The organism is uncultured Amphritea sp., from assembly GCF_937127095.1.
Classification (GTDB): domain Bacteria; phylum Pseudomonadota; class Gammaproteobacteria; order Pseudomonadales; family Balneatricaceae; genus Amphritea.
In genome coordinates this window covers 165,042-179,133 of record NZ_CAKZLP010000024.1, presented here as the reverse complement: position 1 = coordinate 179,133, position 14,092 = coordinate 165,042, and the positions used below count along the sequence as shown (strand labels likewise).

Genomic DNA, 14,092 nt, shown 5'->3' with positions numbered 1-14,092 from the left:
ACAATGTCCTCAGACATTTCGAATTCAGGTCACAAGCCTGATGGCGGCTCTGCCCAACATAAAGCGCCACCGCCCAGCAAACCCAAGTTCTGGAACGATCCGAAAAAACGGTCGCTACTGTTCCAGGTACTGCTGCTGGCTACACTGGGCTTCGTTTTTTACACGATTATTGACAACACGCTAACCAATCTGGAACAGCGTGGCATCACCACCGGCTTCGACTTTTTAACGCGTGAAGCGGGTTTCGGTATCGCCATGACCCTGATCGACTATACCGAAGCGTCAAGCTATGGCATGACGTTTGTCGTGGGTCTGCTGAATACTATTCTGATCGCTATTCTGGGTATTATTGCCGCCACTATTCTGGGCTTTATTCTGGGTGTGGCACGATTGTCAGATAACTGGCTGATCGCAAAATTTTCTGCGCTGTATATTGAAGTGTTTCGTAATATCCCACTGCTGCTGCAGATCTTCTTCTGGTATTACGCCGTGCTGCGCACCCTGCCGCACCCCCGTCAGAGTATTGAATTCTTTGGCTCATTCATTAATAACCGGGGTTTTATTTTTCCCTCTCCGGTACCTGAAGAGGGCTTTGGTTTGGTCGTTTTCGGCTTTTTTGCGGCCATTATTGCCAGTTGGGTGATTGCTCGCTGGTCGAGAAAACGGCAGGAACTGACGGGACAACAGTTCCCGGTAATTCTGACCAGCATCGGCTTGATTGTCGGTGTTCCTCTTATTATGTTCCTGTTCAGTGGTATGCCCCTGGGGCTGGATCATCCTGAGCTGAAAGGCTTTAACTTCCAGGGGGGTATTACCGTCATACCGGAGCTGATGGCGCTCTGGGTTGCCCTGAGTATCTATACCGCAGCCTTTATTGCTGAAACCGTGCGGGCCGGTATTCTGGCGGTGTCTCACGGTCAGACTGAAGCGGCCACTGCGCTGGGGATGTCGAAAGCCAAAACGCTACGATTGATTGTGATTCCTCAGGCGATGCGCGTGGTGATACCGCCGCTGACCAGTCAGTATCTAAACCTGACAAAGAACTCCTCACTGGCGACCGCTATCGGCTATCCGGATCTGGTTAACGTATTTGCGGGCACGACGCTGAATCAGACGGGACAGGCGATCGAGGTTATTGCGATGACGATGGCGGTCTACCTGACCCTCAGCCTGCTCACTTCATTCTTTATGAACTGGTATAACGCCAGAATTCAGTTAACGGAACGCTAGGAGGGGATGCTATGAAATATGAAATTCAACCCACACTGCCCCCACCGTCCAGCATGATCGGTGTGGTTGGCTGGCTGCGTAAAAACCTGTTTAACGGGCCGGTCAACTCGATCGCAACGATTGTTGTTGGTTATTTCCTGATCAGCTTTCTGGTACCCACCATTCAATGGATTTTCATCGATTCAGACTGGGTTGGTACCAGTCGGGACGCCTGTACCAGTGGTGGCGCCTGCTGGGTGTTTATCTCCAACCGGCTGGACCAGTTTCTCTATGGTTTTTATCCGGAAGCTGAACACTGGCGGCCGCAGTTAGCCTTTATCATTCTGATGGGTTCTATTGCCTGGCTGGTGATGCCGCAAACGCCCAGAAAAGGGCTGGTAGCAACCCTGCTGTTGGTGGTCTATCCCATCATCGCTTACTTCCTTCTGTACGGCAATGCGTTTGGCCTGAATCAGGTTGAAACTCACCTGTGGGGTGGTTTGACCCTGACGCTGGTGTTGGCGGTGGTCGGTATTGTGGCCTCGCTGCCCCTGGGTATTCTCCTGGCACTGGGACGGCAATCGGATATGCCGATTGTAAAATCCGTCTGTGTCACCTTTATCGAAATCTGGCGGGGCGTGCCGCTGATTACGGTGCTGTTCATGGCGTCGGTGATGCTGCCGCTGTTCTTCCCGGAAGGGATGAGCTTTGACAAGCTGCTCAGAGCCCTGATCGGTATCACCCTGTTTCAATCTGCCTATATGGCGGAAGTTATCCGGGGTGGCCTGCAGGCGATCCCTAAAGGGCAGTATGAAGCCGCCGATGCGCTGGGCTTAGGTTACTGGCAGAAGATGATTCTGATCATCATGCCGCAGGCCCTGAAACTGATGATTCCGGGTATTGTGAACACCTTTATTGCGCTGTTTAAGGATACCAGTCTGGTGCTGATTATCGGCCTGTTTGATGTCCTGGCGATTGGTCAGGCAGCCAACCAGGATCCGGATTGGATCGGCTACTCCACCGAGAGCTATTTGTTTGTTGCCCTGTTGTTCTGGGTGTTCTGTTTTAGTATGTCGCGTTATTCGCAGCAACTAGAGAAAAAACTTCATACCGGCCACGGCAACCGATAACAGAGAGATATTGAGATGAGTCATTCACAAGCGACTGATAAATTGATGGTGGAGCTGCGTGACCTGAATAAATGGTACGGCGAGTTCCATGTTCTGAAGAACATAAACCTGGAGGTCAGGCAGGGCGAAAAGATCGTTATCTGCGGCCCGTCCGGCTCCGGCAAATCAACGATGATTCGTTGTATTAACCACCTGGAAGAACACCAGAAGGGCGATATCATCGTTAACGATATTCCCCTGAATGAAGATATTAAAAATATCGAAGCGATCCGCAAAGAAGTGGGCATGGTGTTTCAGCACTTCAACCTGTTCCCACACCTGACGGTGCTGGAGAACTGCGTGCTGGCGCCGATCTGGGTGAAAAAGATGCCCCGTAAAGAGGCTGAAGCCCGGGCGATGGAGCTGCTGGAACGGGTAAAAATTCCGGATCAGGCACTGAAATATCCAGGCCAGCTATCCGGTGGACAGCAGCAACGGGTGGCGATTGCCCGCTCGTTGTGTATGAACCCGGATGTGATGCTGTTTGATGAGCCCACCTCGGCACTCGATCCTGAGATGATCAAAGAGGTATTGGATGTCATGATCGAACTGGCGAACGAAGGGATGACCATGCTCTGCGTCACCCACGAGATGGGCTTTGCGAAGACCGTCGCCGACCGGGTTATCTTTATGGATGGCGGGCAGATTGTTGAAGAGAACGAGCCCCATGAGTTCTTTAACAATCCGCAGCATGAACGGACCCAGCTGTTCCTAAGTCAGATTTTAGCGCATTAAAAACCGTTGCCAGACGCGGCTGCGCCGCTTGCTAGTCGCTAGAAAAAGCATGTAAAAAAACCGCCAGTTTGGCGGTTTTTTTACATTATTTCTGATGGTTAGCAGCGGCCTTTTTTTGCCTGGCCTGGTGGGCAGTGGTAAGCGTTGTTGTTAGAGGAGCGTGTTTGGATCATATGCGTTTCCATCGTGCGGGTGCGCACCTTTGTCTCTGACCGTTGATAGTCAGCGGGTTTATCCGTATTGATGGCGGTACCCACCGCCCCACCAATTGCTCCACCAACAATCGCGCCATCGCGGCCACTGACTTCATTGCCAATGGCAGCGCCAACAGCGCCACCCAGACCTCCACCGATAGCGGCATCCAGGGTGGAGTTAGCGCTTGCTTCAGCTGTAAAGATTGAGATTACTAAGAAAAGATATCTGATATTCATGAAGTATAAGCTCTGACTATGAGGGAAAACGGTAAAGCGTTCGATACTGAGCGCAGGTTCGATATTAGGTGGAACGTAAAGCAGGCCTTAATGTGGACCTGACCGATTGCGGTAAATGCATTTAAGCAGGCCGGGCTTAATCAAGAGAGATTAAGCCCGGCCGTAAAAGCTTCCGGAGTGCCCGGAGGCTTTAAAGCAGCGTCTGATTAGCCTTGAGAAGCTTCAGTGTATTCAGCTTCATCCAGCTGGCCATCTTTATTCAGATCCGCCATCATGAAAGCCTCTTCCAGCCCTACAACATTTTTAGCCTCTTCCAGGCTGATAAAACCATCGGCGTTAACATCAACTACCTGAAAGTCAGGCATATCAGCGGCAAAAGCGGTTGCTGAAGCTGCAGTGAGGGCGATTGCGCATAGGGTTTTGATATTCATTTAAAGCTCCTTAGTTATTCCATTATGTTTTTCGATTGATCCGTCGTACTACTAAAATTGATCGGAATACCCCTATAAAGCAGACTTCGCGCCAAACATTATTAGTTTATATAAATCAGTAGGTTATAGTATTGTATAAACTCATTGCTCAGTATTACTGTCTCTATAGGAAGTCGGGTTATCACGAGATTTCATTAAGTGATTGATTTTAATGTTCTTTAGTTGTCTTATCTCGGAGACCTAAGCCGAAAGATGCGGCTTTAAGAAGAGCAGAACGCGGCTGCGCCGCTTGCCAGACGTCGCTTCGCGACTTGCTCGTTGTTAGAAAAAGCGTTTAAAAACAGAGCGTTTTGATGGGCTGGTTGAGAAGGGTAAAGACTTTCACTCTCCTTGAAGTGGGCAAAGTTTATGAGGAGCTTTTATAAGTCCAGAATGTTGGTGGGTATTGTCTCTTTTGTCTCGTTCCTACGCTCTCGCGTGGGAATGCATATATCAGGCAAACTTTGGATACATTGGTTTTTATAAAATGCACATAAAATGATCAGGTTTATCAATTCTGGCGGGAAGGCGTTCATTGAGAGCTGATTCAAGGTGAGGATATGATGCGGTAAAAAATTATGTCGTCACAGCTGGATTATTGAAGGTTTGTTGAGGGTGGTAGTAAGGTATGCATTCCCACGCGAGAGCGTGGGAACGAGTGATACTTAGCGTCAACTCCGTCACTCGCCGCTTTTTCTAGCAAGCGAAGCGTCTAGCAACGAGCAAGTCGCGAAGCGACGTTCTAGCCACTTATTTTTCGTTCCCATGCTCCCGCGTGGGGACGTTTACTGAATGATTGTCTACGCTTTCGCTTAGCTCTTCATCAACATAACGCTGAATATATTCTTTGCCGTTGCCGGTTACTTTATAAACCCAAAAACAAAAGAGCGCGCCCAAGGAGATAAGGATGATTCTGAATTCGGTAAATAGCAATGACAGCAGAGTAGTGGCGACGATGGCAACTACTATAGACCAGCGTTTTTTACGTTGGACGTCGGCTTGCAAGGCCTCGGCTTGAGCGATAGTGGAGATCTCCGCCTTAATTAATGAAGCACGCAGAGACTCATACTCTTTTTGCCTACGGGCCTTCGTGCGTCCAAAAGGATCTGCTAGATTCATAGGGTACTCAATTGGATTAATAAGAGGTTTCCAGCACATCTTTCATTGCGGCAACCATATTAGGATAGTTTTCGTTCCAGTGTTGCCATTATACAAAAAACAGCTTCAATCTTGACATATACTGTTGTCTGTAACGATGCTGAATGAGTTTTTGATGCCTGTAAATACAGACTTCTCGTCGAAAGAAAATACATTTAGACGTTAAAATCAATATCTAGATTCATATTTACATGTATAGATCTGATCTTAGGAGAGAAAATGAGATTAAATAAAGTGATGGTTATGGCGTTGCTGATTGTGACTTCACCGCTCACGTTGGCTGCAGGATTAATCAATGATATGCAGTCATGCCAGGGCTTAATTGAATTTATTGATAAAAAACTGGATTCAGCGCCGGCCAACTATGGGAAAAGCGAGATAAATAACGTGCGTAAAGGGCTGGATGGTTACAATGACTATATCCAGAGTGAGATCGTGGAGCCTGGATTGTTACAGTATAGTAATGGTGATAATGCGAAAGCCGATGCAATGCAGAAGCAAGTAGATGCGTATAAGCAAACCGTTGTTAAGCAGTTGAATGCGCGCTACCCCGATAATCGCCTTTTTACTGATCATGCAGTTGCCATCAATAACTGTGCTAAACAAGCCGTGCCTGCCGGGCAGCCATTGGAAGACCTGAAGGGGGCAGTTAATGCAATGATAAAGCTGGCCCAAACGAATTGATCTATGCTGGATATTGATTGATGAGCCACTACTGAGACGTATGGCTCATCGTTTTAGATAGCAAAACGAAAGCAGAATGAATATTTACAGCTAAGCTACAGCCTTTGTTCCTTGTTCTTGCAGGCGAAGTATTTGTCTCCCTGGGATGGCGAAGCGACGTTCTAGTGGTTAAAAACTAAGGCGCCGGAAGCGCCTATTTAAGCTCGTTGATAATCCCGTTCGATCCTATCGCATAATAAACCCCGTTGCCGAAGCCTACTGAGTACACGCCGGTGCTGGTGGGGCCATAGGGGTCGCGTTTATGGATCTCCCAGCTGCGCAGCAGGTCGCCGGTGCTGGTGCTCCAGAGTTGTACGGTGCCTGAGGCGGTGCCGGTGAGGAGCTGGCTGCTGTCTGGAGAGAAGCGGGCGGAGAGGAAGCTGAGACGTCTGCCGAACAGGTCGCGGTTATCTGACAGGGTATGGCGTATCTTGCCATCCAGGGTGTTCCAGATGAGCGCCCGGTCGAGACTTCCTGAGCTGAATGCCAGTTGCTTGTTGGGTGACAGCGCCACGGTATCGACGATATTACCCAGTTTTACGCTGTGGATAACTTTGTTGCTTTGCACGTCCCAGAGTTGGGCGTTGTAGTCATCATCTCCGGTCAGTGCCAGCAGTGCATCTTCGCTCAGGTCAACTGACTTTACCCGGGCGCTATGACGGAATGTTTGCTTAATGCCGCCCCGTTTTACGTCGAAGTAGACTGCGGTATGGTCAGCCAGACCGAGCAGTGCGTAATCTCCATTGGGTGACAGGTCCATTGCCAGGATCTCCGCCGGAGAACTCCAGAAGCCTTCTGGCTTCCCGCTGCTAAGATTCCACAACACCAGATCCTGCTGGTTGGCGGTGGCGGCATAGAGCTCATCCGGAGAGAACGCGCTGGCGGCAATCAGGCTGTATTCTCCGGCGCGATGATTCCAGTTATACAGCCGTTCATGCTGTGCTACATTCCACAGGCTGCCACCATGGTTAAATGACCCTATAGTGGCATACTTTGACTGTGGTGACAGAGTTGCGGAGTAGGCACCTTGGAGAGTGTATTCAACATACTTAGCGGGTTCATCTCCCGAGCTGCAACCGCTGAGTATTACAGTGGCTAAGAGTGCGCAACTAGCAGCGCTAAGCCTGTTTACCATAATCTATCCCTAATACCTGAACACTAATCTTAAAACTCCGGGCTTAATCCTGGCCCTGTTATGCGTGGGCTTCAGCAAACACCTGTTCGCGATGGGCGGTATGGAGAATTTCGATCATGGCATCTTCAAGCGCAAAACGCTCTTCCAGAGATTCTCCAAGGGATGACAGCTGACAGGTTAGCTCATACATTTCCTGTAGTGTGACACCCTCAAAGTCTGAGTAGACATCATTAAAGTCGAGTGCAGCATCAGTACTTTTCTGAATTTGTGGGAATAGCTCCTGTGCTTTTTCCAGGCTGCCATCATTGAACTCGCTGCCCTGTTTTAACAGCTGTTCGTAAACTTCAAAGTGTCCTGACGAGATATAATCCATCATCAGCTGACAGAATTCCTGAATTTTATCATTCAGTGTTTCCTGGACATTCTGTTGCGGTAACGACACAAAAAAACTGATCAGTTTCTGACGTCCTTCGAGCCAGTTATCAATAATGTCGCTAACACCTCCCCAGCGTTCCTGAGCATTTCGGCATTTTTCTAGCATAGCAGGCCTCCTTATTGTGTTCAGCTCTTGCTGTCTGCATGCACCAATACTAATCCTATCGTTGTGAAAGAGGCAATAGCGGAGTTCTTTTCACCCGGTGTTACTCAAACTTAGTAGTGCAGCGCTGATATTTTTTGTTAAAGATGGTACAACAGTGACAAGCGCTGATAGGATCGTTCTGTTTTATCGTCGACTGATCTTCGGTTGTATGGGTAAATAAAAGATGTGTCAGAGTTTTTCAAACAATCTTTTTTACGAGCGCTACGAATTTGTTTGATTCACCGATGTTTAGTTCAGAGCGGGCTCTGAAGCCTGATAGGGAAGCTTAAGTATGTTGAAACGTTTGTTGCTGGTACTTTTTTTGGGGGTGATGTTGCAGCCTGTCTGGGCGGCTGATGAGCCGGCAGCGGATGATTATGTTAATTATATTGAGCTGAAGCCCTTCGTCGCCAACTTTGTCAGCCCGGGGAAACTGCGTTTTTTAAAGTGTGAAGTGACCATTCAGGTGACCAGTCCTGCGGCTCACCATGCGGTGAACTATCATAAAGCTGAATTACGCCACGAAATTCTGATGCTGTTGAGTGCGAAGGAGGAAGAACAGCTGAAAACGGTCGATGCACAGCATTTTCTTGCGCAGGAAGCCTTGCAGAAAGTGCAGCAGGTACTGTTGGCTGAGGAGGGAGAAGCTTATGTTGCCGATCTGTTCTTCACCAGCTTTGTGTTGCAATAGTCCTCAGAGGTACATATCAAAAAAAGCCCCGCTGTCAATGCGGGGCTTTTTTATGGGCAGTTCAGGTGTTACTGCGCGAGATAGTTTGCCAGGTAGGTGTCAAAGTCCAGGCTGTCGCTCAATTCGATCTGCCGCTGCTCTTCGGCTGAGCTGACACTGAGCTTTTCCAGATATTGCTGTTGTTCTGCAGTCAGACCGCTGCTCAGGATCGTATCCCGGTGCTTACGGCTTTGCTGCAGCACGAAGGCCTGGTACCCCAGCCCGGATGCTTTCATCCTGTCCAGGATCTGAGCTGACGGCGTCAGGTGTGGATCATCCAGCTTTAACTGCTGTGCTGATACCGCGTCTGAATAACGGCTATCACCGGATACCTGATCCAGAACCGCTGCTGTTTTGTGGATATCGCTGAGGATCAGTTTGCCCCACTCGGGGACAGTGATCTGCTGGTCATTGCGGGTGAGTGTCAGGCCGGGCTCCCGCCCACGATTGACCACCAGCCCGTTGTTTCGGTTGACCAGGTCGCATTCATGACTGTTGACGTCAGTTGGATCAGACAACAGGCAGGTCACCAGGAATGCGTCGAGGAAGTCGGCTTGCTGCTGGTCGATGCCCAGCGGCAGTAATGGGTTGATATCGGTATTACGTACTTCGATATATTCCACGCCACGCTCACGCAGCGCATGGACAGGCTTTTCACCGGACAGAGCGACCCGTTTAGGACGGATATCGCTGTAATATTCGTTCTCAATCTGCAGTACGTTGCTGTTTAGCTGTTTATATCCCTGATCGGTTTTCACGCCTAGTTTTTGGTAGGCTGGATAGGGAGTATTGATCGCCTGAGTCAGGGTCGTGATATAGCTGTCCAGGTGGTTAAAACAGATATTCAGGCCTGACTGGGCTTTATTGGAGTAGCCCAGATCGCTCATTCGTAAAGAGGTCGCATACGGACGGTAGAGGGTGTCCTCATCCCACTGTTGCAGATCGTGGTCACGTCCTAGCATAAAGCTGGATGACAGCGCCGGGGAGGCGCCAAACAGGTAAAGCAGTAGCCAGGATGAGCGGCGAAAGTTACGGATCAGCTTAAAGTAGCCAGCTGAGCGAAACGCCTGCAGATTCTCCTGGCTGCCTTGTAGCTCGCGTAATACCGGCCATAAGGTTTCCGGCAGGGAAAAGTTGTAATGGATACCGGCAATCGCCTGCATCATTTTGCCGTAGCGATGCTCCAGGCCGATCCGATAGATATATTTCAGGCGACCGACATTGGAGCTGCCGAAGCGGGCGATCTGAATCGCATCTTCACCCGCTATCTGACAGGGCATACTCGCCGCCCATAGCTCTTCGTCGCCGAGGTGCTGGTAGGCGTAGCAGTGCAACTCCTGCAGAAACTGAAGTGCGGCAGAGGATTCACTGAAGGCCGGCGTGATGAATTCAAGCAGGGCTTCAGAGTAGTCCGTGGTAATGTGGCTGTGGGTCAGCGCCGAACCCAGCGATGCCGGGTGGTCTGTCTGGCTGATTGCTCCCTGAGCATCAGTACGCAGCCCTTCCTTCTCTATGCCATGAAGGATGCCGTCAAGCGCCAGAATCTGACCCTTTTCGGTGATTAATTTCAGATTCTGTTCCAGTGCCTCAGACACATCAGGATACCTTTACCGGAGAAAAAGAGCGCTATTATAGCGCAGCATGGGCCAAACATAACCCTGTAAAAAAGCGGTTAATTTTGCAGCCGGGGGCTGACAACAAAAAAGCCCGGAAACTGTGGTCTCCGGGCCTTTTTTGTTACGAGTGTCCGCACCTTTTGAAGCGCTTAAGTCAGCGTTTCAGCTGGTGTGTTCAGGGAACCTGCAATACCTGCATCGAGTTGGTGCTGCCACTACCAATGATCGCGCCCCGGGTGAGTAGTACCAGGTCACCACTGTTAAGCAGTCGTTTCGCTTTGAGGTGATCAAGTACCTGGTTATTAAGATCGTTGATGTCGATCTCTGTGGCATCGAACAGCATCGGCTCAACCCCGCGGAACAGTGTCATGCGACGCATCGATTTTTCACTGCGGGTGAGAGCATAGATTGGCACGCCAGAACGGATACGCGACATCCAGCGGGGGGTAGAGCCGGACTCGGTGAGACAGATTATCGCCTTAACACCAACCAGATGATTGGCGGTATACATTGCTGAACGGGCGATGGTTTCATCAAAATGTTCACATTGCTGGGAGATGCTGGTCGGTGCCGGACGGGATAGCTGATGCTTTTCCGCACCCTGGCAGATCTTCGTCATCGCTTGTACCACTTCAACCGGATAGTCACCGGCAGCGGTTTCAGCGGAGAGCATTACTGCATCGGTGCCATCGAGAATAGCGTTGGCAACATCAAACACTTCGGCCCGGGTTGGCATCGGGTTCTGAATCATGGTTTCCATCATCTGAGTGGCGGTGATGACTACCCGATTCAGCTCTCTGGCCCGGTTGATCAGGTGTTTTTGCACCCCGATCAGTTCTGCATCACCGATCTCGACCCCCAGGTCTCCCCGGGCAACCATGACGCCGTCACAGGCGAGAATGATGTCATCCAGTGCTTCTGTGGAGCTAACGGTTTCGGCCCGCTCGACCTTAGCGATAATTTCGGCGTTGCTGCCAGCCGCATCGAGTAGTTGTCGAGCTTCATGCAGATCGGCAGAGCTTCGGGGAAAAGAGACGGCGACGTAATCCATATCGATATCGCTGGCGACCAGAATGTCCCGTTTGTCTTTGTCTGTGAGGGCTGCCGCAGAAAGTCCACCACCCTGGCGGTTGATACCTTTGTTGTTGGACAGAGGGCCGCCGATGATTACTTCGCAGTTGATCCGGGTTCCCTGAACATCAATGACTTTAAATTGCACCCGACCATCATCCAGCAGCAGTACATCACCGGGCAGGCTGTCGCCTGGCAGTGCTTTATAGTCGATACCGACCTGGGTCTGATCTCCGGCATTAGTATCCAGTGATGAGTCGAGGGCAAAATGGTCGCCGACTGCGAGTCTGATTTTATCCTCTTTGAAGCGGGCGATGCGGATTTTAGGACCCTGCAGGTCGCCGAGGATGGCTACCGGAATTGCCAGACGGGTTGAGATTTCACGCACTTCCTGGGCGCGGCGGCGATGGTCATCTGCGCTGCCGTGGGAAAAATTGAGCCGAACAACATTGACGCCGGAGCGTATCATCTGGTCGAGAACCCCTGGTTTATCAGTAGAAGGGCCCAGGGTGGCAACAATTTTAGTGCGTTTTAACATGATTTGGATATCCGGTAGACGGTGGGGTTTTACCTGTTAGACTTTAGATGTGATTTCTATTGTAAGATCTATTCAACGATAAGCTATCTTGAAAAAAGATAGGGCGAAGACAATAGTAATTCAAGCATCGGGTATAACCAGTTAGCTGTATGTGGTGCTTATATGAGTATCTTGTAATTATATTACAAGAATTTGTTTGTTGTAGGGTTTTTTTATACTTTTTTATCTTTGTTTATTAGTTAGCATCAATCTTTTGTAATTTAGCTACAGGATATTAAGTGATAAGAACACGACTTCGTTTGCTGCTAATGCTGTTATTGGCCGCGTTGTTTATTCTGGTGATCTACCAGACGGTTTCAATCACCCGGTCGCGGGCGACTGATGACTTGCAGCACAGCGCGTCTGCCGATCTGAATCGTTATATTCTCAGTCTGCAGCAGGAGCTGGATCGCTATAAAGATCTGCCTAAGCTACTCTCCACCCATTCAGAACTGATCAATCTTCTGCTGATGCCGGGCAGTGAGGGGATTCATGGGGCCAATCTCTATCTGGAAAAAGTGAACGATACCATCGGTGCTTCCGATACCTATCTGATGGATACCGAGGGTACGACCCTTGCGGCCAGTAACTGGTCGAAGCCACAGACATTTGTCGGGCGTAACTTTTCATTCCGGCCCTATTTTCGCGATGCTGTGGCGGGGCGTCCTGGTCATTACTTTGCACTGGGAACAACCTCAAAAAAACGGGGGTATTTCTTCTCCTATCCGGTTGAATACCGGGGTACTATTCTGGGAGTTATCGTTGTTAAAATTGATCTCAATGATATTGAGACCGACTGGAGTGACCCGCTGACCGATATTCTGGTCACCGATGAGGATGGCGTTATCTTTATCAGTACACGTGCTGAGTGGAAATTCCGCACCCTGAAACCGTTGCCTCAGGTTGATTTGCAGCGCATTGTTTCCAGCCTGCGCTATGGTGATCATGAGCTGACATCGCTGTCGATTGTCGAGCGAAAGCCGCTTCGGGAGGGCGAGATTATTACCCTGGTGGAGGGTGATAAGATCGATAACGGAGCACTGGACGGCATTGAGGCGCGGCAGTATCTGCAGCAGACCCGTACCGTGCCCGAAGCAGGATTCAATGTATCGATTCTGGCGGATCTGAAGCCGGTGGATACGCGGGTGCTGAATAATGCACTACTGGTCGGGTTTATCTATAGCGCACTGGTATTTCTTATCCTGCTGTTGCTGGCGCGCCGCCGGATTGGCCGTGAGCGGGCCCGTTTTAAACGCCAGCAGACCCAGGCGCTGGAACGCAGTGAAGCCCGGGTCAGGGCGATCATCGATAACACCCATGCGGGTCTGATCACCCTGGATTCCCATGGCATCATCGAGTCGTTTAACCCCACCGCAGAAAAACTGTTTGGTTATCGCTCCGACGTTATTGCCGGGGAGTATTTTAGTAAGCTGATCGGCCATCAGGACCGGGCGGTGTGTTGGCAACATATCTCCCATGAGGGAGATGCCGGTCAGCCTAACGAGCTGATGGTGGAAGTTTCCAGTGTGCGTGCAGATGGCTCGCAGTTCCCGGTCGAACTGATTATCGGCAGAATGTCCGATAGCAGTGCCAGCCGCTTTGTCGTTACCATCCATGATATTACCGAACGCAAAGAGAATGAGGAGCAGCTGCGCGAGGCGCGGGATCAGCTGGAGCATCGGGTGTCTGAGCGAACCCAGGATCTGACCCGGGCGAATGAGCGCTTGTTACAGGAAGTTCAGGAGCATAAAAATACCCAGAATGAGCTGATCCAGACCGCAAAACTAGCGGTTATCGGGCAGATGTCTGCGGGTATTAATCATGAGCTGAACCAGCCGTTGACCGCCATTCGTAGTTACGCTGACAATGCCTTTTCGTTTCTCAAGCTGGGCAAAACTGAACAGGTCAGCAGTAATCTTGAGGAGATCAGCGGGCTGACCGTGCGGATGGCGAAAATTATTGCACCGCTGAAAGAGTTTTCTCGCAAAACCACCGGTCAGTCAGCTCTGGTGAGCCTGAAAGCGGTGCGCGATGGCGCTATGTCTATCATGTATGGTCGTCTGGATCGGGCGAATGTCAAAATTGAGTGGCCCGATAAACTGGATAAGGTTTTTGTTCTTGGGGATATGCTGCGCTTGGAGCAGGTGGTCGTTAATCTTATCAGTAATGCGCTGCAGGCGATGGAGGGGGGTACTGAAAAATGGATAGAGATCAGTATTGACAGTCAGCAGGGCGATCGTCTGAGTATCTGCTTCCGGGATCATGGGCCGGGTATTCCTCAGTCTGAACTGGGTAAGGTGTTTGAGCCTTTTTATACCACCAAGAAAGCGGGGCAGGGTCTGGGCCTGGGCTTGTCGATATCCCATCGGATTATTGAGTCGATGGATGGTCAGCTGAGCGTCGCTAATCACCCTCTGGGTGGGGCCGTATTTACCATCAACCTGCCAACAGCGGATGCGTCTGTCGGCGTAGTCGGGTTAGAATGATG

The 14,092-nt window shown here is 50.2% G+C and carries 13 protein-coding genes; 6 read left to right on the top strand and 7 right to left on the bottom strand.

Annotation, left to right across the window (positions count from 1 at the left end; all coding sequences use genetic code 11):
* The first annotated feature begins 3 nt into the window (after positions 1–3).
* Genes Q0499_RS06720 through Q0499_RS06710 form a run of 3 tightly spaced genes read left to right on the top strand, consistent with a single transcriptional unit; the run spans position 4 to position 3,113 of the window.
* Positions 4–1,230 (top strand): amino acid ABC transporter permease, encoded by a 1,227-nt coding sequence (locus tag Q0499_RS06720; RefSeq protein WP_299197533.1) that lies wholly within the window; start codon positions 4–6, stop codon positions 1,228–1,230.
* 11 nt (positions 1,231–1,241) lie between these two features.
* Positions 1,242–2,339, top strand: coding sequence for an amino acid ABC transporter permease (locus Q0499_RS06715; protein ID WP_299197527.1), 1,098 nt, complete (start codon positions 1,242–1,244; stop codon positions 2,337–2,339).
* A 15-nt stretch (positions 2,340–2,354) separates the two neighbouring features.
* Positions 2,355–3,113 carry an amino acid ABC transporter ATP-binding protein gene (locus Q0499_RS06710; protein ID WP_299197525.1) on the top strand — a complete coding sequence of 253 codons (759 nt, stop codon included), beginning with the start codon at positions 2,355–2,357 and terminating at the stop codon, positions 3,111–3,113.
* A 98-nt stretch (positions 3,114–3,211) separates the two neighbouring features.
* Here Q0499_RS06710 and Q0499_RS06705 read toward each other — a convergent pair whose 3' ends face one another.
* From Q0499_RS06705 to Q0499_RS06695, 3 genes are all read right to left on the bottom strand, one after another.
* A complete protein-coding gene (locus tag Q0499_RS06705) occupies positions 3,212–3,544 on the bottom strand; it encodes a YMGG-like glycine zipper-containing protein (protein ID WP_299197523.1) in 333 nt (110 codons plus the stop codon).
* A 206-nt stretch (positions 3,545–3,750) separates the two neighbouring features.
* Entirely contained in the window at positions 3,751–3,975 is a 225-nt protein-coding gene (locus Q0499_RS06700) for a calcium-binding protein (protein ID WP_299197521.1), read from the bottom strand.
* 789 nt (positions 3,976–4,764) lie between these two features.
* Complete coding sequence (locus Q0499_RS06695; protein ID WP_299197519.1) at positions 4,765–5,133, bottom strand: hypothetical protein; 369 nt, start codon at positions 5,131–5,133, stop codon at positions 4,765–4,767.
* Between the two features lie 258 nt (positions 5,134–5,391).
* Between Q0499_RS06695 and Q0499_RS06690 the strand changes: the two genes are divergently transcribed.
* Entirely contained in the window at positions 5,392–5,856 is a 465-nt protein-coding gene (locus tag Q0499_RS06690) for a hypothetical protein (protein ID WP_299197516.1), read from the top strand.
* Positions 5,857–6,049: 193 nt separating this feature from the next.
* Here Q0499_RS06690 and Q0499_RS06685 read toward each other — a convergent pair whose 3' ends face one another.
* Both Q0499_RS06685 and rsd read right to left on the bottom strand, forming a co-directional pair.
* A complete protein-coding gene (locus Q0499_RS06685) occupies positions 6,050–7,030 on the bottom strand; it encodes a hypothetical protein (RefSeq protein ID WP_299197514.1) in 981 nt (326 codons plus the stop codon).
* Positions 7,031–7,088: 58 nt separating this feature from the next.
* Positions 7,089–7,571, bottom strand: coding sequence for a sigma D regulator (gene rsd, locus Q0499_RS06680; protein ID WP_299197512.1), 483 nt, complete (start codon positions 7,569–7,571; stop codon positions 7,089–7,091).
* 331 nt (positions 7,572–7,902) lie between these two features.
* On the opposite strand from rsd, the gene Q0499_RS06675 reads away from it, so the two are divergent.
* Positions 7,903–8,301 (top strand): flagellar basal body-associated FliL family protein, encoded by a 399-nt coding sequence (locus Q0499_RS06675; RefSeq protein ID WP_299197510.1) that lies wholly within the window; start codon positions 7,903–7,905, stop codon positions 8,299–8,301.
* Between the two features lie 68 nt (positions 8,302–8,369).
* Here Q0499_RS06675 and gshA read toward each other — a convergent pair whose 3' ends face one another.
* Both gshA and pyk read right to left on the bottom strand, forming a co-directional pair.
* Entirely contained in the window at positions 8,370–9,935 is a 1,566-nt protein-coding gene (gene gshA, locus Q0499_RS06670) for a glutamate--cysteine ligase (RefSeq protein WP_299197509.1), read from the bottom strand.
* 196 nt (positions 9,936–10,131) lie between these two features.
* Positions 10,132–11,565, bottom strand: a complete 1,434-nt coding sequence (gene pyk / locus Q0499_RS06665; RefSeq protein ID WP_299197507.1) for a pyruvate kinase — start codon at positions 11,563–11,565, stop codon at positions 10,132–10,134.
* A 278-nt stretch (positions 11,566–11,843) separates the two neighbouring features.
* Here pyk and Q0499_RS06660 point away from each other — a divergent pair, with 278 nt between their 5' ends.
* Positions 11,844–14,090: an ATP-binding protein gene (locus tag Q0499_RS06660; RefSeq protein ID WP_299197505.1), complete on the top strand. Its 2,247-nt coding sequence runs from the start codon at positions 11,844–11,846 to the stop codon at positions 14,088–14,090.
* The last annotated feature ends 2 nt before the right edge of the window (positions 14,091–14,092 follow it).

What these genes read in the sequence shown, in the direction of transcription:
- Q0499_RS06685 (WP_299197514.1), bottom strand. Translation starts at nt 7,030, where the DNA reads ATGGTAAACAGGCTTAGCGCTGCTAGTTGCGCACTCTTAGCCACTGTA.
- Q0499_RS06715 (WP_299197527.1), top strand. Translation starts at nt 1,242, where the DNA reads ATGAAATATGAAATTCAACCCACACTGCCCCCACCGTCCAGCATGATC.
- Q0499_RS06700 (WP_299197521.1), bottom strand. Translation starts at nt 3,975, where the DNA reads ATGAATATCAAAACCCTATGCGCAATCGCCCTCACTGCAGCTTCAGCA.
- Q0499_RS06705 (WP_299197523.1), bottom strand. Translation starts at nt 3,544, where the DNA reads ATGAATATCAGATATCTTTTCTTAGTAATCTCAATCTTTACAGCTGAA.
- Q0499_RS06675 (WP_299197510.1), top strand. Translation starts at nt 7,903, where the DNA reads ATGTTGAAACGTTTGTTGCTGGTACTTTTTTTGGGGGTGATGTTGCAG.
- Q0499_RS06690 (WP_299197516.1), top strand. Translation starts at nt 5,392, where the DNA reads ATGAGATTAAATAAAGTGATGGTTATGGCGTTGCTGATTGTGACTTCA.
- Q0499_RS06720 (WP_299197533.1), top strand. Translation starts at nt 4, where the DNA reads ATGTCCTCAGACATTTCGAATTCAGGTCACAAGCCTGATGGCGGCTCT.
- rsd (WP_299197512.1), bottom strand. Translation starts at nt 7,571, where the DNA reads ATGCTAGAAAAATGCCGAAATGCTCAGGAACGCTGGGGAGGTGTTAGC.
- pyk (WP_299197507.1), bottom strand. Translation starts at nt 11,565, where the DNA reads ATGTTAAAACGCACTAAAATTGTTGCCACCCTGGGCCCTTCTACTGAT.
- Q0499_RS06695 (WP_299197519.1), bottom strand. Translation starts at nt 5,133, where the DNA reads ATGAATCTAGCAGATCCTTTTGGACGCACGAAGGCCCGTAGGCAAAAA.
- Q0499_RS06710 (WP_299197525.1), top strand. Translation starts at nt 2,355, where the DNA reads ATGAGTCATTCACAAGCGACTGATAAATTGATGGTGGAGCTGCGTGAC.